Raw genomic sequence first — 20,413 nt, 5'->3', positions numbered from 1 at the left:
TATATTAAATGAAATCGAAGATGACGCATGGTATACAAATTGTATTCCTATCAATTGTCCCCTTGAGGGGACTTTTGGGGTGTTTTCATCTAGAACCTTTTATAAAGTGCAAATGATAAACAGCAAACATATTCGTAGTTATAATAATCCTTACTGGGACTATTGTTTTAAGTGCCTTCAAAGTTATAGCAAAAATTGGCTTATTTTAATTTTCTTATTAATGCCAGCATTGATTTTTTGTCAACGTGCAAATGTCAATTGGCTATCATTTGAAGAACTTGAAACCGCTTTAACTGAACAACCCAAGAAAGTAGTGATTCACTTTTATGCAGATTGGTGCTTGTATTGCAAAAAAATGGAAAAAGCGGTATATACCAAACCAGAAATTATTGAGCGACTCAATGCAGATTACTACACGGTTAAGTTTAATGTGGAATCTACCGATACAATTCGTTTTGGTGGAAAAGAATTTATGAATCTCAATTCTGGTAAAAAGCGAATGGCTTTTCATCAAATTCCAGAGCTACTTGCTGGTAGAGAAAATCAAGAATTGGAATTGCCAGCTACGGTTATTTTAGATGAAGAGTTTAATATTATAAAACGCTATTATCGTTATATTTCACCAAATGAAATGAAAGCGGTTTTAAAGTAAATTAATAATGCAAACGACATTAACAGAAGAAAATTACTTAAAAGCAATATATCACATTAGTCAATTCTCTAATGCGGAAGTCAGTACCAATGCTATTGCAGAAAAAATAGATGCAAAGGCTTCTTCTGTAACCGATATGCTAAAGAAATTGGCAGATAAACATCTTATCACTTACATTAAATACAAAGGTGTTAATCTAACAGAGAAAGGAAGGTTGGCAGCAGTAGATATCATTAGGAAGCATCGCCTTTGGGAAGTGTTTTTAGTAGATAAGTTAAATTTTTCTTGGGACGAAGTTCATGACGTGGCCGAGCAATTAGAGCATATTAAATCTCAGAAACTCATTAACGAATTAGATGCTTTGTTGGACTTTCCAAGCCATGATCCTCATGGAGATCCTATTCCAGATAAGGATGGTCAAATTCACCGAACTAATAAAATACTTTTATCCCAGGCTGAGGTAGGAAAATCATATACATGCGTTGGTGTTATGGATTCTTCTTCTGACTTTTTAAAGTATTTAGATAAGCATAATATTGAGATTGGTTCAGCGCTACAATTGGAAGAAAAAGAAGATTTTGATCAGTCTATGACTATTAAAATAAATGATATCCATATAGTGATGTCTAAAGATATTACCAACAATATTTATGTAAAAGCCCATCGTGGCAACTAAATAAATACTAATGATTGTCAATAAAAACGACTAATAAATCAAACAATAACAAATGGAAAGCATTATACACTATTTTGAATCAATCGATCCCATTCTAGGGGCACTATACGCGTCTTTATTTACTTGGATTTTAACGGCTGCGGGTGCGTCGCTAGTCTTTTTCTTTACAGGAATGAATCGTGCGGTTTTAGACGGTATGTTAGGATTTACGGGAGGTGTAATGGTGGCCGCTAGTTTTTGGAGTTTACTAGCACCAGGTATAGAAATGAGCCCAGGAGAAGGTTTTGTAAAGGTCATTCCGGCCGCAGTTGGTTTTGGTTTGGGTGCCTTGTTTTTATTCGGTTTGGACAAAATATTGCCGCATCTGCATATTAATTTTAAAGAGAGTGAGAAAGAAGGCATAAAAACACCTTGGCACCGAACGACATTGTTAGTGTTGGCCATTACCTTACATAACATCCCAGAAGGATTAGCAGTAGGTGTATTATTTGGTGGAGTAGCAGCAGGAATTCCTGAGGCTACAATTGGTGGTGCAGTAGCTTTGGCCATGGGTATTGCCATACAGAATTTCCCAGAAGGTTTGGCCGTTTCTATGCCGATGCGAAGACAAGGTGCCAGTAAATTTAGAAGCTTTTGGTATGGGCAATTGTCTGCTATTGTAGAACCCATAGCTGCTGTTATTGGCGCAGTTGCCGTCACATTTTTTACGCCGATTTTACCATATGCTTTAGCATTTGCGGCAGGCGCCATGATTTTTGTTGTGGTTGAAGAAGTAATCCCTGAAACCCAACGCGATAAATATACAGACATCGCAACACTTGGTTTTATTGGCGGTTTTATTGTAATGATGACCTTAGATGTGGCATTGGGATAAGAAAAGGGATAGTGTCACACGATGCATTTTTGTCGTCTTTAAAGCATAATCATCATTATTATGAAACAAATACTATTCGTAATAGCTTTTATTTTTACAGGATTTTTTCAAACCGTAAGATCTCAAAATCAAATAGTAAAAGATTCATTAAGCATAAGTAACACCATAAGTCTTGACGAAAAAGTTGGTTTTGGGGATTACGAAGTAAAATTTAAAAAAGTGATTACTGACTCACGTTGTCCAAAAAAGGTGATGTGCGTTAGGGCAGGTGAAGCCGATGTGTTGGTTTCAATTTATAAAGATGGAATGTTACTTGAGGATAAGAAAATCAGGATAGATGCTAGTGGCTACGTTATGGAATCCAATAATTTAGAATTTAAAACAAACGACTTTAGAATATATGCTTACAGCCTAACTCCTTATCCTGATGTTATTGATACCATTAAAAAGAAGGATTATCGATTGGAAATTATATTTCAACCTAAACATTCCAATTAAATTTAAATTCTTTTTTGCAAAAGAATTTGTTAGTGACATCCACAGTTATCATCTGCACCACAGCCTCGATTGCTATCGGGATTTGAAGACGCCTTTTTCGATTTCCAAATAAACTTTCTTACTAGGAAGATAACGGCCAATGCCAAAGTAGAAAAGACGAGTATGTTTTGAATAATCGTATTCATTATTTTAATACTTGAAATGCTATTAAAGCAACTATATAAGCAAATCCACTCATAAACACCAATTGCAAGGTTGGCCATTTCCATGAATTTGTTTCACGTTTTACAATCGCTAAGGTACTCATACATTGCATGGCAAACGCATAAAAAAGCAATAGCGAAATACCAGAGGCTAATGTAAAAACTTTAGTACCATCGCTGTGCGTTTCTACTGCCATTCTGTTTTTTATGGTGGACATGGCTTCATCTTCATCCTCAATATCGTTAGCGCTTCCAATACTATAAATGGTGGCTAGTGTACCCACAAATACTTCTCTTGCGGCAAAGGAGGTTACGAGTCCTATTCCTATTTTCCAATCGTATCCCAATGGTTTAATAACAGGCTCAATAGTTTTGCCAATAATACCTATGTAAGAGTGTTCTAATTTGTGTTCCGCAATCAGATCATTAAGGTCATCTTCAGATAAATTAGGATGTGCTTCTGTAACGATGGCTTCAGCATTATTAAATTCTTCGCCAAGGCCGTAAGATGCTAAAAACCATAAAATAATTGAAATCGCTAATATGATTTTACCTGCCTCAAATACAAAGGTTTTTGTTTTTTCTAAAACGGTTAAAGCTACATTTTTAAGTAATGGCATTTTATAACCAGGCATTTCAACAACAAAGTAAGATTTGCTTTTAATCTTTAAAATTTTATTTAAGATATAGGCTGCAAAAACCGCAGTAAGAAAGCCTAGAGCATAAAGTGCCATTAAGGTAAGGGCTTGGTAGCTTAATCCTAAAAATGTCCCTTCAGGAATTACAAGTGCAATGATAATTACATATACAGGTAATCGTGCAGAACAGGTTGTAAAAGGGGTAACAAGGATAGTTATAAGTCGTTCTTTCCAACTTTCAATATTACGAGCAGCCATAACTGCGGGTATTGCACAAGCATTGCCAGAAATTAGTGGCACAACGCTTTTACCGCTCAGTCCAAAACGTCGCATTATCCGATCCATTAAAAACACCACACGACTCATGTAACCGGTTTCTTCTAGTATAGCTATAAATAGAAATAAAAACGCAATAGGCGGAATAAACACCATAATACCACCAATACCAGCTATTACACCTTCTGCTAATAGATTGGTAAATGCACCTGCAGGAAGGGTGGTTTTTACCCATTCTGCCAAATTTGAAAACCCAACGTCTATTAAATCTGCAGGATAGGTTGCCCAATCGTAAACGGCTTGAAACATTAATAGCAGTATGACAAAGAAAATGACATAGCCCCAAACTCTATGCGTTAGAATGCGATCTAATTTTATTCTTAAATCTTTAGCATTAGCCAGATCTATAGTTTGGCCTTTTTTGAGTACATTATTTATAAATTGATACCGCTTTATAGTTTCTTTTTGCTGTAATCGTTTAAGATCAGCATTAGATTTCGTTTTAAAGTTTGAAACGGCATCAATGGTGTTTCTTTCGGTCTTACCAAAATTTACATCTTGGGTAATAACTAACCATAACTTATACAGTAACTGCTCTGGAAATGCGTTTTGAAGCTTAGTAAAGTAATCAGTATCTATAGTCAATGCATTTACACAAGCTTTTGTAGATAGTGATTCGTAGTTTGCTATGAGTTCTTTAAGTTCAGAAATACCTTTGTTTTTTCTTGTACTTATTAAGGCAATTTTGGTTTCAAGTTGGGTTTCTAAATAAGGAATATTTAATGAAATGCCTTTGTATGCCATTCGATCAGACATATTAATAACAAGTAGTGTTGGTATTTCTAAATCCTTTATTTGTGTGTAGAGTAAAAGATTACGTTTTAAATTTTCAACATCAGTAACAACAACCGCTACGTCTGGGAAATCTTTATCATTCTTGTTAAGCAATAATTCAATAACTACATTTTCATCTAGGGAAGAGGCATTAAGGCTATAAGTTCCTGGTAAATCAATAATATGCGCGTTAACTCCATGTGGCATCTTACAAATGCCTTCTTTTTTGTCTACAGTAATGCCTGGGTAATTACCTACTTTTTGATTTAAACCCGTTAGGGCGTTAAAAACAGACGTTTTTCCGGTATTGGGATTTCCGATTAACGCAACATTGATCTGCTTACTCATCTATAGGTTCTATTAAAATATGATTTGCAGTTTCCTTTCTTATGGCTAAATGCGAGCCATTGATATTAAGGTACATTGGGTCCGTAAAAGAAGCAACTTGTACAAGTTCTGCAGTATTGCCTGGTAAACATCCCATTTCTAAGAGTTTTAATGGAATTTCTGTAGCAGATACATCTGTAATTACTGCCTGCTGTCCACGTTTTAAGTCTGCTAATGTCAAATCTGTTTAAACTTTGCGAGATCCCGAAACATGTTCGGGATAAACTCAACTTAGTATTTTAAATGCGTTTCACTTTTTAAAATACAGTTTCGTTTATTTAGAATAATTTTAAAGAAGCAAAAATAACTGAAAAAATTTATGAAGGAAACTTTATAACATACCTTTATGAACCACCAAAGTATTTTAAAGTTTCAATGTCTGTAAGCAGCTGTTCTATATCTTCAGGATTTGTGCCATCATAATAGCCTCTAAGTTGTCCTTTTTTATCAATGAGTAAAAAATTTTCAGTATGTATCATATCATATTTATCACCGTTGCCCTGCGTTTTTACAGCTAAGTAGCTTTTTCTTGCCAATTCATAAATTTGTTTTTTATCACCAGTAACAAGATTCCATTTTCTATCTATAACACCTTTTTCTTTAGCGTATTTTTTTAGTTGTGACACACTATCTATTTCTGGAGTTACTGAGTGCGATAGTAACATTACGTCATCATCATTAATAATTTCCTTCTGTATTTTATACATATGATCTGTCATTATTGGACAAATAGTAGCGCAGGTTGTAAAAAAGAAATCAGCCACATAAATTTTATCTTTATAATGCGCTTGGGTTATCGTTTCACCATTCTGATTAGTAAGACTAAAATCCGCTATCTTATGATACTTTGCTTTATGTTGAAGACTGCTATCTACCAGTTCTGCATTCACCATTTCTGGTTGCCAAACAGGTAAAGGCTGTTTTTTATTTAGGATATTATAAATCAATACAATAATAACAACACATAGGACAGAAAAAAAGATTCCGAATTTTTTGTACGACCTAAAAAAAGAAAGAAATGACATAAAAATAACATTCAAAAATCTGAATACAAAGTTACGATACAAGGAGATTTTCATAAACTTATTTAACAGAATAATACGCTTTTAACTGCTTGATTAATAAATTGCTGTTAAAAATAAATCGATAAGAAATACAATTATTTCCTAAGTTGGCTGAAAACCTTACTTTTGTCGTTCAAAATTTGAAAATAACTACATGGAATTTGTAATTAAGATATCCCAATTCTTACTCAGTTTATCCCTACTAATCGTACTACACGAGTTGGGTCACTTTATACCAGCAAAAGCCTTTAAAACTAAGGTTGAAAAATTCTATCTTTTCTTTGATGTGAAGTATTCCTTATTTAAAAAGAAAATTGGGGAAACCGTATATGGAATTGGTTGGTTACCATTAGGCGGTTATGTAAAGATTGCTGGGATGATTGATGAGAGTATGGACAAAGAACAGATGGCACAACCTCCACAACCATGGGAGTTTAGGTCTAAACCAGCTTGGCAACGTTTAATCATAATGCTTGGCGGTGTTACCGTTAACTTTATTTTAGCCTATGTTATTTATGTCTTTGTGTCTTTTGGCTATGGCGATACAGATATTAAAATAGATAGTCTTAAAGGTGGTTACCATATAGAAAATCAGGTGCTTTTAGATGCAGGATTTAAAACAGGTGATAAAGTTGTAGCTATTAATGATCAAACTATTGAAAAGGATTCTGAAATAGGGCAGTATATTATTGGTGCAGAGCAAATGACTGTAGAGCGAAATGGACAGAAAATGCGTATTGATTTACCAGAAAACTTTTTAGGACAATTGTCTGATGAAGGCAGTAAAAACTTGTTTAAATACCGTTACCCGTTTATCGTAGAATCTGTGCCAGACTCATCTGCCAACAAATCTGTAGATATAAAAGAAGGAGATGTTATCTTAGGACTTAACGGCAAAAAAATTGAGTATTTTGATTTGTTTGAAGACGAATTAAAAAACTTAAAAAGCCAAACTGTAGCTGCTGAAGTGTTAAGGGGAGATGAGGTATTAACCAGAGATTTAAAAGTTACAAACGATGCAAAACTCAATATATTTAGATTAATAGATGCAAAGCGTTTTACAGATTTAGGGTATTATGACGTTATACGAAGAGATTATTCATTTGGTGAAAGTTTTGCAGCAGGTGGTAAAAAATTTACGTCTACAATAGTTAATTATTTTTCTCAACTTAAAGCCATATTTAATCCAAAAACTGGTGCTTATAAAGGGCTTGGCGGATTTAAAGCTATATATGATATTTTTCCAGACTACTGGAGCTGGGAAGCATTTTGGAAATTAACAGCGTTTTTATCTATAATGTTGGCTATTCTTAATCTATTACCTATACCAGCCTTAGACGGCGGCCATGTAATGTTTTTACTATATGAAATGATATCTGGTCGAAAGCCAAGCGAAAAGTTTTTAGAACGTGCACAAATCGTTGGATTTTTTATTTTAATTGCCTTGGTGCTGTTTGCTAATGGTAATGATGTTTTTAAAGCCATAACACGATAAAAAAATTAATTTTCGTATTGTAGAGATTAAAAATTAATTTATATTTGCGCTCGCTAAAGCGAAAAAAATCTTCCTCTTTAGCTCAGTTGGTTAGAGCATCTGACTGTTAATCAGAGGGTCCTTGGTTCGAGCCCAAGAAGAGGAGCAAACAAAAACCGATACACTTGTATCGGTTTTATTGTTTTTATTGGGTTTCGCTTTAAAGATATTTCTTTTTCAGTTCGCTTAGCATGGTGTCTGTCATAGTATCCAAATCAAAGCTATGCTGCCATTTCCAATCTTGCCGTGCTACAGAATCATCTATTGATGATGGCCAGCTGTCTGCAATAGTTTGTCTAAAATCGGGTTGGTAGGTAATTTTAAATTCTGGAATACGACTTTTTATACTTTCATAGATGTCTTTTGGTGTAAAGGAAATCGCCGATAAATTGTAGGATGATCTAATGGTTAAACCTTCAGCTGGAGCCTGCATTAAGTCTATGGTAGCCTTAATAGCATCATCCATAAACATCATTGGTAAGCTCGTGTTTTCCGATAGAAAACATTCGTATTTTCCATTCTTAATGGCTTCATGATAAATTTCCACAGCATAATCTGTAGTTCCTCCTCCAGGCATAGTTTTGTGGCTAATAATCCCAGGATAACGCAAACTTCTTACGTCAACGCCATATTTTTTATGGTAATACTCACACCAGCGTTCACCAACTTGTTTGGTTATACCATAAACGGTTGTAGGTTCGCAAGTGGTGTGTTGAGGCGTATGGTCTCTTGGTGTCGTGGGGCCAAAAACGGCAATACTACTTGGCCAGTATACTTTCTGTATAGTGCCTCCTTTAGCAATATTAAGGACATGAAATAATGAATTCATATTAAGATCCCAAGCCTCCATTGGGTATTTTTCGCCAGTGGCGCTTAAAAGCGCAGCCATTAAATATACAGTATCAATATTGTAATGTTTGCAGCAATCTTTTATGGCATTAAAGTTTTTAGCATCAATAATTTCAAAAGGGCCAGAGTTAACCAAGTCAAGGTTTCGTGTATTTATATCGCTGGCAATTATATTTTCTGTACCATGAGCTTCGCGAAGCTTAGTAGTGAGTTCAGAACCAATTTGTCCACCAGCTCCAATGATGAGTATTTTAGAAGACATAGATTTAAATTATGATATTCGCAAAAATAACGAGAATTTAATCGTTATTGTATTAAAATATTTAAAAAAATGATTATATAATTAGGGCTTTGATAATCTTTATTTCGTTTTTATACTAAAGAGGTAAATTATTAGTTTAACTATATTTACAAACTAATCTGTTTTAGTTTATGAATATGCGACTTATACTCTTATGCATTATTTGTTTTGCTTTAAAAAGTTGTGGTGATAGCTCAGAAACACAAGCTTTAGGTAAAGCTAATAATAGTAAAATTGATCCTATTAACGCCAAACGTATAGAGCGTCTTAACTACACAGATTATGTCTTAAGTGCAAAAGCAGAGGAAAAGTTGGCAGATTGGGAAAAATATCAAGAATTAGCCATACAAATCAACTACCTAAAAAAAGCGGATTTAACCTTTTTTAATGGTGATAAAGGGCCTTTAAAAGAATTTATTAGCGCTTTTAAGGCAGGTCTCCCAGAAGATTTAAAGACCAATCCCATATTATCTCGCATGGCGGTTATTGAAACGACTATATTGCGTTTAAACGAAAACCTAACGCTAGACAATATCAGTAATGATTTAAAACTAGAAAGTATTAAAGAGGTACTGATGTCATTTTCTAATCTCAATTTTCAGGTCAATAAAAAAATTGCAAGGGATATTTACGATCAGATAAAATCAGATTATTAATACCTAGTTATCTAATAATTAATGATTTACTAAATTTTTGATCTCCAACAGAAATTCTATAAATGTACTGACCTACATGTAGCTTTTGCCCTATAGTATTTTTAACACTGATTTTGTGCTCTCCTGCAAAAAGCATTTCATTTTTAAGGGTGCCAACACGTCTCCCCATTATATCATACAACGTAATAACTGTGTGTTGTGTGTACGGATTCTTAATGTAGATTATTGTATCAATATCTGTATAAATGACTTGATGCTTAAATCTATTTAAATTAAAATCATTTACACTTAGCGCATCACAATTAAAACCGAGATCTACTCTAGCATAAGTTGTATTGAGTAGTGCTTCATTAACTAAATTACCGTCGACACAAAGCCATTCTTGTAGAACTGTGGCATAAATTTCTCTAAAATCTTGTGTGTAATCTAAGTTGCCATTACCTTGGCTTAAGTTGGGATGTTCGCTAACAAAGCCATTACCTTGTAGTGCAGGTCCAAATAGCATTAATGGTGCGGCTTTTCCATGGTCTGTGCCGTTAGAGCCATTTTCGTAAGTACGTCTCCCAAATTCGCTTATAGTCATAGAAAGTACATTATTATCCATACCAGATTGGGCTAAATCATCGTAAAAGGTTTTAATAGAATTAGAAAGATCTAGGAGTAGATCTCTGTGTGCGTTAAGTTGGTTGGCATGCGTATCAAAACTACCAAGGGTAACCATATAGACTTTTGATCCTAAATTTCCTTTTATAAGTCTTGCAACAATAGAAAGCTGTTGCCCTAATTGAGAATCCATGTACTCAAAACTATTAGACCCTTCAGTATAAGCCTCGTGTATTGTGCCAGCATATTGATAGGTTGTATTTGTGGTACCTCTCATAAATTCTAATTGCTCACCATAAATACATTCTGGGAAGCTAGACATATCGTGTACAGTACCACTTTGTGCAATCGCCTCCAGCTGGTTTGGATTAGCCACAGAAAAGGCATAATTATTAGAATCTCCATCAAATATTAAATTACCTATACTACCTATTTGTACAGCGGCAGGTATGCTCGGAGGATTAACTAAATACTCCGGATATAATTCTTCAAAGTGTCTCCCTAACCATCCTGTTTGAGTGCCATTGTTTTGGTCTGTAGAGTCCCAAATATCTGAACCTGCAAAATGGGATTGACTTTGGTTTTCGTAGCCTACACCATGGACCACTTTCATACCTCCAGTATCCCAAAGGTTTAAAAGGTCATCCATAAAACTTGGTATACCAAAATCTGGTGTCAGCGCTGTAACTTGGTTTTGATAATGTCTAATACTCGGTCTATTTACCGCATAGGTATCGTAATCGTATAGTGGCACAATGGTATTAAGACCATCGTTACCACCTTTTAGTCGTATGATTACAAGGATACGATCTGTTTCTGTATTGCTAATAGCAGCTGCTAATTTTGAATTTCCAGACGCTGATAAAGGCATACCTCCTAGCATCATCGTGCCAGCACCTGTTAAGCCTAAAGCTTGTAGAAATGATCTTCGATTCCATTTTTTATGCTCTTCATCATGAGCTTTGGTTCCGAATTTTGAATGTTGTGGGTTATGGTTACACATAATAGTAGGTTATTTGAGTTGAAATTCAGGAATTTTAATAAGGTGAAGTAAGAGTAAAACAACTTGATAAGGAACAGATTGGTATTGTAGGTTCCAAATACCATCGGTATAGTAATTTTCTGGTAAGTTATGTTTAAAGACATCTGTTGCAGCTTGATAGTCTTCTTCAGAAAAAAGTTCTAGTGGCATAAATCTATCGATGATGCTTTTGGTAACAAAGTAAGGATCATTACTATGGTCCGAACTCTCTATAGCAAAGGTTCTTAATTCTTCATTAAAGTTGTTCCAGGTATGCCAGATGGTCCATTGTAAAATTTGCCACCTCCCTGTTAGAGTACTAGAGTTAATCCAGTCCCTATCCATTTGCCAACCTGCAACATCGATGGGTTCAAACATTTGTTGACCTAATAAGTTATTAAACCAAATCATACCCTCGTAGTGATCTTGTAAAAGGCTAAAGTTGGTTATTTTTAAGTAAGACATCGTCATGTCATACGGACTCTTTATTTGAGTTCCAATAGTTTTAGCATCGAAAAAATGTTCGCTTTTAAAAAGGGTGCGTAATAGATTAGCAATATTAAAATCTTGCACAAATAGAGTGGCCATTTCTGAAACAACAGCTTCATTTACAGTAGCACTTACAAAATAGGCATATAGCTTTTTACAAATAAACTCTGCAATTAAAGGAGCTTTCTCCTGAAAGAGAATATTTATAACATCATCATAGTTCCAGTTTCCTGTTTGATTAAATATAGTTTTGTCATTAGCATCAAATGTACTGTCGTTATAGTAAATAGGATAGGTCCAATTTTGCCTATGATTGTAACCTGTTAAGGCTCTAGAGGTTTCTACAATATCAGTTTCAGTATAACCATTATCTACACCTAGGGTAAATAACTCATAAAGTTCCCTAGCGTAGTTTTCATTAGGACTATTATTGGTGTTTTCATATCCGTTTAAGAAAATTAGCATGGCACTAGTAATGCCTATTTCTCTAACAAATTCTTGAAAATTACCTAAAACGTTATCTTCTAAAGTTTTGTAGTATTCGTATAAATGATTACTGGTGTAATAATCTTCTAAGCGTGTAACAAAGTGATTGCTCCAAAACAGAATCATTCTACCTTTTAGGCCAGTGGTTTGCATTTGACGCATTACCTCAAGCATTACTTCCCTGTGATTGGCTTGGGTTTGATCATCAAAATTTAAACCTAGGTTGGCATAGTCGTCAATTGTAAAGTTAGCCCAAGCAGGTTCTGGCCAATGTGGTGTATATAACGATTCGTCTATAAGTTGGTCTATAAGTTGCCCAGGAGTTAAACTTAAAGCGTTGGTAACGGTAAATTTATTAGCATCGTAACCAATACGCCTAAAGGCGTGTCTAACCCTTTCTACGTTCCATGGGTTTTCTGTAGACGGCACATAAGGGTCTAGCGTACTGCTTATACATGTTGTAAATTCATTCATAAGTAGGATTTTACAATTAAACTGACTAAAAAAATACAAGGGAATTACTCAATATACGATATAGATGTTTATTTCAGATGTTTTTTGTTAAAAAAATATTAAAAAATCAAAATTTAAACTTCAATTATTAGTTTTTATATTTACAAAAAACGCTTTAAGTATGATTTATAAATACGGTATTGTTCTATTATTTTTAATTCTAGTTTTTAATCCTAAGAATTATACTCAAAATGAAAACGCTATTAAAATGACATCCAAATTAATACAACCACCATACTTAAAAAGAGGAGATACTGTTGCTATAGTTGCTCCATCCGGAATTTTAAAAAACCGAGAGCGAGAGGTGCAACAAGCCGTTAGTTTATTAAATAGTTGGGGTTTACATGCTGTTGTTGGTAAACATGTTTTTAGTAAAGCTAATCATTTTGCTGGCACTGACGATGAGCGTTGCGAAGACTTACAAAAAGCCATGGATAATCCTACTGTTAGTGCTATTTGGTGTGCTAGAGGTGGCTACGGAACTGTAAGAATTTTAGATAAATTGAATTACACTAAGTTTAAGAAACATCCTAAATGGGTTATTGGTTATTCTGATATTACGGCACTTCACAACCAATTACATAATAATGGATTTCAATCTTTACATGCCTTAATGTGTGTAAGTTTAACTAAAGATTTAAATGAAGTTAAACCTTCTATAGATACATTTAAGTCTGCACTCTTTGGAAATGCTACGGATTATGTACTAAAAGGTTCTACCTATAATAGAGAAGGTGAAACCTCAGGGCAATTAGTTGGCGGAAACCTAACAATTTTGCATACCATGTTAGGCTCTAATGAGAGCGTTGATACTACCGGAAAAATACTTTTTATTGAGGAAATAGGAGAATATAAATACCACATTGATAGAATGTTACAGAGTATGAAGCGTGCAGGTTATTTTGATAATTTAAACGGACTCATCGTTGGCGATATGTCTAAACTTAGAAAGAATACAACCCTTTGGGGAACTTCGTTTGAGCAATTAATTTTAGATGCTTTAGAAGATTACGATTTCCCAATTGTTTTTGGCATGCCTGCAGGACACGAAAAAGATAATAGAGCTTTAATTTTGGGTAAAACGGTAGTTTTAAAATCTTCTAAACTAGAATCTTCAATACGTTTTAATACAAAGTAATGGCACAGCATAATGAGCTTGGTAAAAAAGGGGAGCAATTAGCTGTTGATTATTTGCTAAAAAACTATTTTAAAATTATAGAGCGTAATTATAGATTTGAGAAAGCCGAAGTAGATATTATAGCACAGAAAGCTAATGTTTTAGCTATCGTTGAAGTAAAAACAAGATCAACTGCCGATTTTGGAAATCCGCAAGATTTTGTAAAACCTAAACAAATAAAAAATTTGGTAAAAGCGGTTAACGAATATGTGACTGTAAACGACTTAGATGTGGAGGTGCGTTTTGATATTATTGCTATTGTTAAGGAGCCAAAAGGATTTAAAGTAGAGCATTTAGAAAATGCGTTCTATCATTTTTAATTCCCACGAAAGTGGGAATCCCATTAATCTTAACTTCGTGTTATGCTCAGCTAGTCCCAGTATCCTCCATCAAGTTTGATTGAGACCCTGAAACGAGTTCAGGGTGACAAGACAAGAGGCCTAAAAAGTCAATTAAAACTATAGACTGGCACATTGAGCATTGGTTGAAAGCAAAGTATGCTTTGATTGAAGGCACACTGCGAAGCAGTCGAAATGCTTTGTTAATCAGAGTTTTAATTTTATCGACTACGCTCGATGAAAAAAAGATTTACTTTTCAGACTACTTATAAAAGTTCATTTCATCCACATACTGCCATACGTTTTCTGGTAACATAGGGCGAATATTTTTACCTTCTTTTATAGATTTTCTTATAAACGTAGAGGATAACTCCATTATTGGCGCATCTACCTTGTGTATTTTTGGATGGTCTTTAAATTGCGTATCCATAGAGCCTTTAGACAATCTTGGGTAAACGTAAATACTATGATTTTCTAAAATTAACTCATAGTTTTTCCACTTATGAAAACTTTTTAAGTTGTCTTCTCCCATAATTAATGCAAACATATGGTCAGGGAATTTTTCATAAAGATATGTGAGGGTATCAATAGTGTAGTTAGGTTGTTTTAGCCCAAATTCTATATCGCTAGGTCTTAATTTGCTATAGTCTTTTGTGGCACGGTAAACCATCTCCAAACGCTGGTGATTATCTAATAATGTGCTTTTCTTTTTAAATGGACTTTGCGGAGTAACCACAAACCAAACCTGATCCAAATTACTATGCTCAACTAAGTGGTTAGCAATGGTTAAATGACCAATGTGGATAGGGTTAAATGTTCCGAAGTAGAGTCCTATTTTCATTTTATGTGTTTAAAAAATCGGAAACTAAATTATATGCTTTTTCTAGGGCGTCTTCTAAATTAGAATTCACCACAATTTTATCAAATTGAGGTGCGGTTGCAAGTTCGGCAGGCGCCTTGGCTACGCGCATGTTAATTTTATCTTCACTTTCCTCGCCACGTTCTTTTAAACGTCTTACTAATTCATTTAAATCTGGTGGCTTTACAAAAACAGCTAAGGTTTCTTCAGGAAATTTTCGTTTTATACGGAGACCTCCAGAAACATCAATATCAAAAATAACATGTTTGCCTTTAGCCCAAATACGTTCTACTTCAGTTTTTAATGTGCCGTAGAAATTATCTCTGTAAACTTCTTCCCATTCTAAAAAGGCGTCCGTTTTAATTTTGGTTTTAAATTCTTTTAGGGATAAATAGTAATAATCTTTACCATCAACCTCATTACTACGAGCTTCTCTAGAAGTAGCAGAAATAGAAAATTCTAAGTTAAGTTCTTTTTGTTTTAGAAGATGGCGTACAATTGTTGTTTTTCCAGAGCCAGAAGGTGCTGAAAATACAATGAGCTTCCCCTTTTTTTTAGTCTTAAGTTCTGACACAGATTATAAATTTTAATTAAAGGACATTCAATAACTGTTCCTTAATTTTTTCGAGTTCATCTTTCATCTGCACAACTAACTTTTGCATAGGTGCGTAGTTAGATTTGGATCCAATAGTGTTGATTTCTCTACCAATTTCTTGAGCTATAAAACCGAGTTTTTTTCCATTAGAATCGTTAGAATTTAAAGCTTTGGTAAAGTAGTCTAAATGGTTGTCTAATCTCACTTTTTCTTCAGTAATATCAAATTTTTCAATATAGTAAACCAATTCTTGCTCAAAACGATTTTCGTCTATCTTTTCTTTTAGGTCTGCTATGCCTTTTTCTAATCGTGCTCTCACTCCTTCAATACGTTCTGGGTCCATAGTAATGACCTCATTAAGTAATAGGCTTAGCTTAGAAATTCTATCTGTAAAATCTTGCTTTAGTATAGCGCCCTCGTCTTTTCGGTAAGTGATAATTTTAGAGATGGCTTCATTAATCTCATTAGCTATTAAGTTCCATTGTTCTTCATCTATGTCATCACGTTCAGTAGTGACAGCATCTGGCAATCTTATTGCCATTTTTAGCAATTCTGTAGTATCTCCATCAACAACGTCTTTAAGTTGCTTTATGTATTCGTTAACAACGGTTTTGTTAATTTTTGAGCTTGTGTCTTCTCCTGTAACTTCAACAAAAAGTGAAAAATCTACTTTTCCTCTTGTTAAATTTTTAGCAATAAGTTTTCTAATATCTAACTCTTTAGCACGATACATAGATGGCATACGTGCATTAACATCTAAATTCTTACTATTTAGTGATTTTAATTCTATAGATATTTTTTTGGTTGGGAGCTGCAGTACCGATTTCCCATAACCAGTCATAGATTGTATCATTAACAGGATGTGATTAAAGTTGCACAAAAGTACAAAATAGATTGTTTCTATGATTGATATGATTTTGTATTCTAAAAACACCCCTAAAGTCCCCTCAAGGGGAGACTTGTCTAATGCTGCTTTTTAGAATTGTTCCCTTGAGGAGACTTTACGGGTTTATAAATTATAAGTTCATTGTTTTTTTTATAAGTCAAAGACTATAAACAAGTGGTTATATTTGTAAAAATTATTTCAAAAAACAATGTACAAGAAACAGTTTGAGATTCGTTGGAGCGATGTTGATGCTAATGGCCATTTAGCTAATTCTGCTTACACTAATTTTATGAGCCACGCTAGGATGTCCTTTTTTGGTGAACAAGGGTTCTCTATGGCAGAGATAAAGAAGCACAATGTTGGTCCTGTAGTTTTTTATGAACATATGTATTACTTTAAAGAATCTTTTATAGGTGCGCCAATTACCGTTAGTATAGAAGTGTCTGGTCTAAGTAATGACGGTATGTTATTTATGTTTGAACATAATTTTTATAACCATAAAGGTGAAAATTTGGCTTACTGCGAAATGCAAGGAGGTTGGATAGATTTAAAGGCTAGAAAACTTACGGGTTTGCCAGAACAGTTGTTGGCATTGGCGAACAAATTTCCAAAATCAGATAATTTTAAAATTCTTACCAAAGAAGACACAAGGAAGCATGGTGTTAAGCCTAAACCTATGATCTAATAATATAGAGCTGAGTATTTTTGAACTAGGTATATAAGATTCTGAAACAAATTCAGCATGACGTCGAGACTGTCATTTAAAAGGATGATGTTGTTTAAAAGATTTTAATCTTATGTTTTTTATAAAAGGTTTAAGGAATTGATTGGGTAAGTAGTGCTTATGTCTGCAATAACAGGTCAATAGCTTTGGTTGTGCGCCTAATGTACTTTTAATTTCTGAGGCCGTTCGGCCCAAATTTATTTGCTGAGATTTTGTTTTAATACCAAGACGTACATAGTCATTTAAAATCCTTGGATAGATGGCATATGTTTTATTATAAGTATAGTCAATACCAATAAAATGAGCATCTAAATTAGAGCCGTTTTGCATTGCAGAAAGAAAGCCAACAAGTTTATTGTTTAAAAAGTATCCTTTTACTATAAACTGATCTTTAAATGTGCTTTTAAGATACGCGTAAGTATCTAGGTTTAAAATTTGCGCGTTAAAATCTGCATTATTAATGGTGTTTTGATAGAGCGATTGTAACTCATCTTTGTATTGCTCAATAGCTTCTGCATTAAATAATTTAGCCTCTAATATTTTACTTTTAGTATCTGCTCGGTTTGCCTTTATACGATATTTAGACTTTAAGGCATTGGTATAGTCTTTAAAAGAAGTCCACTGAGGTTTAAGGTGAATAATCATGTTAGGTTCAACATGCATTGCGGTATAGTTAAAAGACTTTAAGTGGTCTGTGGTGTTAAGTGACTCATCTTCAAAATCTTTAATAAAAATAGCGTGTAATCGTTTGCATTTGTAAAGAGACTTTACTGCTTTTGCTATAGTTTTAAACGTCTTAACTTTAGGTTGGTTCGCTTTTATAAATGTGCCATACTCGCCGCTTAAAAACACATTGCCACAGAATAGCACTCGGATTTGATTTTTGCAAAACAGATTATTTACAAGACGTCTAATGTTATGAGACATTCTAATGTTTTTGGTAATACTCTCAATACCAATAGTTACAATTTGTGTATTAGCAAAAGCAATGGCTTCTTTGTTTTTTAAAATAAAAATATAGTTACATTCAATAGTAGTGTTGGCTACTTCAAAAGCCTTTAAAAATTCTAACGAATAGTAAGGGTTTAAAGCACAATTAAGGTTATTCCAATAGCTCTTAGGAATATCATCTACGGTTTTAAATATTTTAGAGGTTAAGCCCAAATTAGCCAGTCTTTTTAGGATTTAAAGACACCAGATAAACTCCAGAAAATATAATGAGCATTGCAATAACCTTAACCATATCTATAGTGTCAGCACCCATAATTATAGCAAACAACCCAGCAATGACAGGTTGAAGATAAATAAATGTCCCAACAGTAGATGCTTTTAGCTTATTAAGCGCTAAAGGGTTTAATAAATAGGTGCCAAATGTGGCTCCTAAAATTACAAATAGAACTGAAAACGTTGTATATGGTGTAAAAGATTTCCACTGAATTTCGTTTAATTCTTGGTAACCGAAAGGAATAAGAAGAATTAAGCCAAATAGAAATAACCATTTTATAAATGATAACGGATGATACTTAGCAGTTAGCTTTTTTATTAAAATAATGTATATGCTATACGAAACAGCATTTAAGAAAATAAGTAAATTCCCTAATTGAACGTTATCACCAGATCTTGCAGATTTACCATAAATGGTCAGTACTAATGCGCCACAAAGTGCTAGTACTACACCAACGAGTTTTAATGCTGTAATCTTTTCTTTTAAGACGTATGCAGAGAGTGCTAAAATAATAACTGGCGTAATGGTCATTATTGCAGAAGCGTGTATGGGTGAGGTAAATTCTAATCCTTTAAAAAAAAACAGCATATTAATAGCAACACCAAATATGGCTGCAATAAAAAGCTTAAAAAAATCTTTTTTCTCTATTTTTTGTTGAGGTGTAATACAACTAATAAGCCAAAATAGGAATGTAGCTCCTGCAACTCTTAACAATACAAACCCAAAAGGTTTTACATAATTGTCATTCATTACAACTTTGGCAATGGTATAGTTAAGACCATATAACAATTGTACCATAAATACAGCTAAAAGCGCAAATCGTCTACTATCCATTTATAGCTTGTTTAGCAGCTTCTACTGTTTTTTTAGAATTACCAATAAAAATCTGATTATTAAATAGAACTACAGGACGTTTAAGAAATGTGTACTGTTCTAATATATAGTTTTTGTAATCGTCTTCAGAAAGGGATTTGTTTTTTAAATCACGTTCTTTATAAAGCCTAGCACGTTTACTAAATAAACTTTCGTAACTATCCGTTAAGCCTCTCATCTCTTCTATTTGAGCTTTGCTAATAGCTTCTGTTTTTATGTCTTGTAGTATAAAGTCATCAGGTAAATTAAGTTCGTTGATGATTCTTTTGCAGGTATTGCAAGTGCTTAAATGATATATTTTTTTAAGTGCCATTGGGTCTAAGTAACGTTATAAAGTGCAAAGGTAAGCTCAATTCTTTATAATGGCATCTTATTTTTAAATTAAGGCTATTTAATCTTTAGGTGATTTGTAAGTGCTTTAAAAGGAATAACAAACTCGGTATACCCTTTGTTGTAAGTAGCTACCTCATAAGTGTTATAAAGCAAAATTAAACCATCATCGCTAAAGCCTATATTTTCTGGTAGTTGAAAAGGTTTACCAAAGAAGTAGTCTTCTGGCTTAGTCGTATTTTCTTTAAGCTTTAGTGAGGTTTTAAAATGAGATTCTGCAAGTAAGGTAAATGCTTTTAAATTTTCAATAATATCACCTTTATTAAGAATAGCACCTGTTTTTGCATTAAGATTTAAAAGTATAATTTTATCATTACCATGAGCACCACCTTTAAATTCATAAGTACTTATTGCAATGGTAATTACAGCTTCGGATTGGTATATTTTTTCTGTTTCAATAAAAAGTTCCCAAACGGGTTCTGATGCTTCTGGGAAATCCTTTTTAAAGTTGACATATTCCGTATTAAAATCTTTAAGAATGGCATCTAGCTTTGTTTTTTTAGTAGCATCGCTAAGTGTGGCTATGATGGCTTCTTCTATTTTAAAGTTTATGATTTTACTCAGTTCCTCATTGCCTAATGCTTTATCGTAGGTTAAAGAAATATCTGCGTCAAAGGACATATCCATTTCAGTAGTTTCAAAAACAACAGGCTTAAATTCTGAATGACAAGAATTTAAAACGAGCACAGAGATCAGCAGTAGCACAATAGGTTTCAAAAGAAATAAGTTTTAGTAATTACGCAATAAAGGTATTGTATAGATCTTTATAGAACGAATTATAGATTAAATTTG

22 protein-coding genes and 1 tRNA gene are annotated in these 20,413 nt (G+C 33.7%); 10 read left to right on the top strand and 13 right to left on the bottom strand.

Annotated features, from left to right (window positions below; all coding sequences use genetic code 11):
• Nucleotides 1-220 precede the first annotated feature (220 nt).
• Genes Q0800_RS07200 through Q0800_RS07185 form a run of 4 tightly spaced genes read left to right on the top strand, consistent with a single transcriptional unit; the run spans nt 221 to nt 2,700 of the window.
• Nucleotides 221-652, top strand: coding sequence for a thioredoxin fold domain-containing protein (locus tag Q0800_RS07200; RefSeq protein WP_299128602.1), 432 nt, complete (start codon nt 221-223; stop codon nt 650-652).
• Nucleotides 653-659: 7 nt separating this feature from the next.
• Complete coding sequence (locus Q0800_RS07195; protein ID WP_299128601.1) at nt 660-1,328, top strand: metal-dependent transcriptional regulator; 669 nt, start codon at nt 660-662, stop codon at nt 1,326-1,328.
• A gap of 52 nt (nt 1,329-1,380) precedes the next feature.
• Complete coding sequence (locus Q0800_RS07190) at nt 1,381-2,202, top strand: ZIP family metal transporter (protein ID WP_299128600.1); 822 nt, start codon at nt 1,381-1,383, stop codon at nt 2,200-2,202.
• A gap of 60 nt (nt 2,203-2,262) precedes the next feature.
• A complete protein-coding gene (locus Q0800_RS07185) occupies nt 2,263-2,700 on the top strand; it encodes a hypothetical protein (RefSeq protein ID WP_299128599.1) in 438 nt (145 codons plus the stop codon).
• 184 nt (nt 2,701-2,884) lie between these two features.
• On the opposite strand, the gene feoB is transcribed toward Q0800_RS07185, so the two are convergent.
• The 3 genes from feoB to Q0800_RS07165 all read right to left on the bottom strand — a co-directional run bounded on the left by feoB (nt 2,885) and on the right by Q0800_RS07165 (nt 6,063).
• Complete coding sequence (feoB, locus tag Q0800_RS07175) at nt 2,885-4,999, bottom strand: ferrous iron transport protein B (RefSeq protein WP_299128597.1); 2,115 nt, start codon at nt 4,997-4,999, stop codon at nt 2,885-2,887.
• The gene (locus Q0800_RS07170; RefSeq protein WP_299128596.1) at nt 4,992-5,219 is read right to left on the bottom strand and encodes a FeoA family protein; all 228 of its coding nucleotides are present in this window, start codon (nt 5,217-5,219) and stop codon (nt 4,992-4,994) included. Before Q0800_RS07170 ends, feoB begins: the two co-directional genes overlap by 8 nt.
• A 163-nt stretch (nt 5,220-5,382) precedes the next feature.
• Nucleotides 5,383-6,063, bottom strand: a complete 681-nt coding sequence (locus Q0800_RS07165) for an SCO family protein (RefSeq protein ID WP_299128595.1) — start codon at nt 6,061-6,063, stop codon at nt 5,383-5,385.
• A 193-nt stretch (nt 6,064-6,256) separates the two neighbouring features.
• Here Q0800_RS07165 and rseP point away from each other — a divergent pair, with 193 nt between their 5' ends.
• Both rseP and Q0800_RS07155 read left to right on the top strand, forming a co-directional pair.
• A complete protein-coding gene (rseP, locus tag Q0800_RS07160; protein WP_299128594.1) occupies nt 6,257-7,597 on the top strand; it encodes an RIP metalloprotease RseP in 1,341 nt (446 codons plus the stop codon).
• A 71-nt stretch (nt 7,598-7,668) separates the two neighbouring features.
• Nucleotides 7,669-7,742: transfer RNA gene (locus Q0800_RS07155), tRNA-Asn, on the top strand.
• Between the two features lie 54 nt (nt 7,743-7,796).
• Here Q0800_RS07155 and Q0800_RS07150 read toward each other — a convergent pair.
• Nucleotides 7,797-8,747: an NAD-dependent epimerase/dehydratase family protein gene (locus Q0800_RS07150; RefSeq protein WP_299128593.1), complete on the bottom strand. Its 951-nt coding sequence runs from the start codon at nt 8,745-8,747 to the stop codon at nt 7,797-7,799.
• A 176-nt stretch (nt 8,748-8,923) separates the two neighbouring features.
• Between Q0800_RS07150 and Q0800_RS07145 the strand changes: the two genes are divergently transcribed.
• The gene (locus Q0800_RS07145) at nt 8,924-9,442 is read left to right on the top strand and encodes a hypothetical protein (RefSeq protein WP_299128592.1); all 519 of its coding nucleotides are present in this window, start codon (nt 8,924-8,926) and stop codon (nt 9,440-9,442) included.
• 7 nt (nt 9,443-9,449) lie between these two features.
• Here the strand turns inward: Q0800_RS07145 and Q0800_RS07140 are convergent, their stop codons facing one another.
• Together Q0800_RS07140 and Q0800_RS07135 are read right to left on the bottom strand one after the other, a co-directional pair.
• Complete coding sequence (locus tag Q0800_RS07140) at nt 9,450-11,048, bottom strand: DUF1501 domain-containing protein (RefSeq protein WP_299128589.1); 1,599 nt, start codon at nt 11,046-11,048, stop codon at nt 9,450-9,452.
• Between the two features lie 9 nt (nt 11,049-11,057).
• On the bottom strand, nt 11,058-12,515 hold the full coding sequence (locus tag Q0800_RS07135) for a DUF1800 domain-containing protein (protein WP_299128587.1): 1,458 nt from the start codon (nt 12,513-12,515) through the stop codon (nt 11,058-11,060).
• A 160-nt stretch (nt 12,516-12,675) separates the two neighbouring features.
• On the opposite strand from Q0800_RS07135, the gene Q0800_RS07130 reads away from it, so the two are divergent.
• Nucleotides 12,676-13,692 (top strand): LD-carboxypeptidase, encoded by a 1,017-nt coding sequence (locus tag Q0800_RS07130; RefSeq protein ID WP_299128585.1) that lies wholly within the window; start codon nt 12,676-12,678, stop codon nt 13,690-13,692.
• The gene (locus Q0800_RS07125; protein WP_299128583.1) at nt 13,692-14,051 is read left to right on the top strand and encodes a YraN family protein; all 360 of its coding nucleotides are present in this window, start codon (nt 13,692-13,694) and stop codon (nt 14,049-14,051) included. The genes Q0800_RS07130 and Q0800_RS07125 overlap by 1 nt, the downstream gene beginning before the upstream one ends.
• A gap of 280 nt (nt 14,052-14,331) precedes the next feature.
• On the opposite strand, the gene nadD is transcribed toward Q0800_RS07125, so the two are convergent.
• From nadD to Q0800_RS07110, 3 genes are read right to left on the bottom strand one after another with little or no spacing between them, the layout of a single operon-like run.
• Nucleotides 14,332-14,910 (bottom strand): nicotinate (nicotinamide) nucleotide adenylyltransferase, encoded by a 579-nt coding sequence (gene nadD, locus Q0800_RS07120; RefSeq protein WP_299128581.1) that lies wholly within the window; start codon nt 14,908-14,910, stop codon nt 14,332-14,334.
• A gap of 1 nt (nt 14,911) precedes the next feature.
• Nucleotides 14,912-15,502: a guanylate kinase gene (gmk, locus tag Q0800_RS07115; protein ID WP_299128579.1), complete on the bottom strand. Its 591-nt coding sequence runs from the start codon at nt 15,500-15,502 to the stop codon at nt 14,912-14,914.
• 16 nt (nt 15,503-15,518) lie between these two features.
• Nucleotides 15,519-16,376 carry a YicC/YloC family endoribonuclease gene (locus Q0800_RS07110; RefSeq protein ID WP_299128578.1) on the bottom strand — a complete coding sequence of 286 codons (858 nt, stop codon included), beginning with the start codon at nt 16,374-16,376 and terminating at the stop codon, nt 15,519-15,521.
• Between the two features lie 241 nt (nt 16,377-16,617).
• On the opposite strand from Q0800_RS07110, the gene Q0800_RS07105 reads away from it, so the two are divergent.
• Complete coding sequence (locus Q0800_RS07105; protein WP_299128577.1) at nt 16,618-17,094, top strand: acyl-CoA thioesterase; 477 nt, start codon at nt 16,618-16,620, stop codon at nt 17,092-17,094.
• A gap of 72 nt (nt 17,095-17,166) precedes the next feature.
• Here the strand turns inward: Q0800_RS07105 and Q0800_RS07100 are convergent, their stop codons facing one another.
• The 4 genes from Q0800_RS07100 to Q0800_RS07085 all read right to left on the bottom strand — a co-directional run bounded on the left by Q0800_RS07100 (nt 17,167) and on the right by Q0800_RS07085 (nt 20,338).
• The gene (locus Q0800_RS07100) at nt 17,167-18,297 is read right to left on the bottom strand and encodes a hypothetical protein (RefSeq protein WP_299128576.1); all 1,131 of its coding nucleotides are present in this window, start codon (nt 18,295-18,297) and stop codon (nt 17,167-17,169) included.
• Nucleotide 18,298: 1 nt separating this feature from the next.
• Entirely contained in the window at nt 18,299-19,192 is an 894-nt protein-coding gene (locus tag Q0800_RS07095; protein ID WP_299128575.1) for a DMT family transporter, read from the bottom strand.
• A complete protein-coding gene (locus tag Q0800_RS07090; protein WP_299128574.1) occupies nt 19,185-19,544 on the bottom strand; it encodes an ArsC/Spx/MgsR family protein in 360 nt (119 codons plus the stop codon). The genes Q0800_RS07095 and Q0800_RS07090 overlap by 8 nt, the downstream gene beginning before the upstream one ends.
• Nucleotides 19,545-19,618: 74 nt before the next feature.
• Nucleotides 19,619-20,338, bottom strand: a complete 720-nt coding sequence (locus tag Q0800_RS07085) for a DUF3298 and DUF4163 domain-containing protein (protein ID WP_299128573.1) — start codon at nt 20,336-20,338, stop codon at nt 19,619-19,621.
• Nucleotides 20,339-20,413: the final 75 nt, after the last annotated feature.

The sequence above is a fragment of the uncultured Winogradskyella sp. genome (assembly GCF_937958655.1).
Lineage (GTDB): Bacteria > Bacteroidota > Bacteroidia > Flavobacteriales > Flavobacteriaceae > Winogradskyella.
The sequence above is the reverse complement of the archived record's forward strand: the minus strand, read 5'-3'. Positions and strand labels throughout refer to the sequence as shown.

What these genes read in the sequence shown, in the direction of transcription:
- Q0800_RS07200 (WP_299128602.1), top strand. Translation starts at nt 221, where the DNA reads ATGCCAGCATTGATTTTTTGTCAACGTGCAAATGTCAATTGGCTATCA.
- Q0800_RS07195 (WP_299128601.1), top strand. Translation starts at nt 660, where the DNA reads ATGCAAACGACATTAACAGAAGAAAATTACTTAAAAGCAATATATCAC.
- Q0800_RS07190 (WP_299128600.1), top strand. Translation starts at nt 1,381, where the DNA reads ATGGAAAGCATTATACACTATTTTGAATCAATCGATCCCATTCTAGGG.
- Q0800_RS07185 (WP_299128599.1), top strand. Translation starts at nt 2,263, where the DNA reads ATGAAACAAATACTATTCGTAATAGCTTTTATTTTTACAGGATTTTTT.
- feoB (WP_299128597.1), bottom strand. Translation starts at nt 4,999, where the DNA reads ATGAGTAAGCAGATCAATGTTGCGTTAATCGGAAATCCCAATACCGGA.
- Q0800_RS07165 (WP_299128595.1), bottom strand. Translation starts at nt 6,063, where the DNA reads ATGTCATTTCTTTCTTTTTTTAGGTCGTACAAAAAATTCGGAATCTTT.
- rseP (WP_299128594.1), top strand. Translation starts at nt 6,257, where the DNA reads ATGGAATTTGTAATTAAGATATCCCAATTCTTACTCAGTTTATCCCTA.
- Q0800_RS07150 (WP_299128593.1), bottom strand. Translation starts at nt 8,747, where the DNA reads ATGTCTTCTAAAATACTCATCATTGGAGCTGGTGGACAAATTGGTTCT.
- Q0800_RS07145 (WP_299128592.1), top strand. Translation starts at nt 8,924, where the DNA reads ATGCGACTTATACTCTTATGCATTATTTGTTTTGCTTTAAAAAGTTGT.
- Q0800_RS07140 (WP_299128589.1), bottom strand. Translation starts at nt 11,048, where the DNA reads ATGTGTAACCATAACCCACAACATTCAAAATTCGGAACCAAAGCTCAT.
- Q0800_RS07135 (WP_299128587.1), bottom strand. Translation starts at nt 12,515, where the DNA reads ATGAATGAATTTACAACATGTATAAGCAGTACGCTAGACCCTTATGTG.
- Q0800_RS07130 (WP_299128585.1), top strand. Translation starts at nt 12,676, where the DNA reads ATGATTTATAAATACGGTATTGTTCTATTATTTTTAATTCTAGTTTTT.
- Q0800_RS07125 (WP_299128583.1), top strand. Translation starts at nt 13,692, where the DNA reads ATGGCACAGCATAATGAGCTTGGTAAAAAAGGGGAGCAATTAGCTGTT.
- nadD (WP_299128581.1), bottom strand. Translation starts at nt 14,910, where the DNA reads ATGAAAATAGGACTCTACTTCGGAACATTTAACCCTATCCACATTGGT.
- Q0800_RS07110 (WP_299128578.1), bottom strand. Translation starts at nt 16,376, where the DNA reads ATGATACAATCTATGACTGGTTATGGGAAATCGGTACTGCAGCTCCCA.
- Q0800_RS07105 (WP_299128577.1), top strand. Translation starts at nt 16,618, where the DNA reads ATGTACAAGAAACAGTTTGAGATTCGTTGGAGCGATGTTGATGCTAAT.
- Q0800_RS07095 (WP_299128575.1), bottom strand. Translation starts at nt 19,192, where the DNA reads ATGGATAGTAGACGATTTGCGCTTTTAGCTGTATTTATGGTACAATTG.
- Q0800_RS07090 (WP_299128574.1), bottom strand. Translation starts at nt 19,544, where the DNA reads ATGGCACTTAAAAAAATATATCATTTAAGCACTTGCAATACCTGCAAA.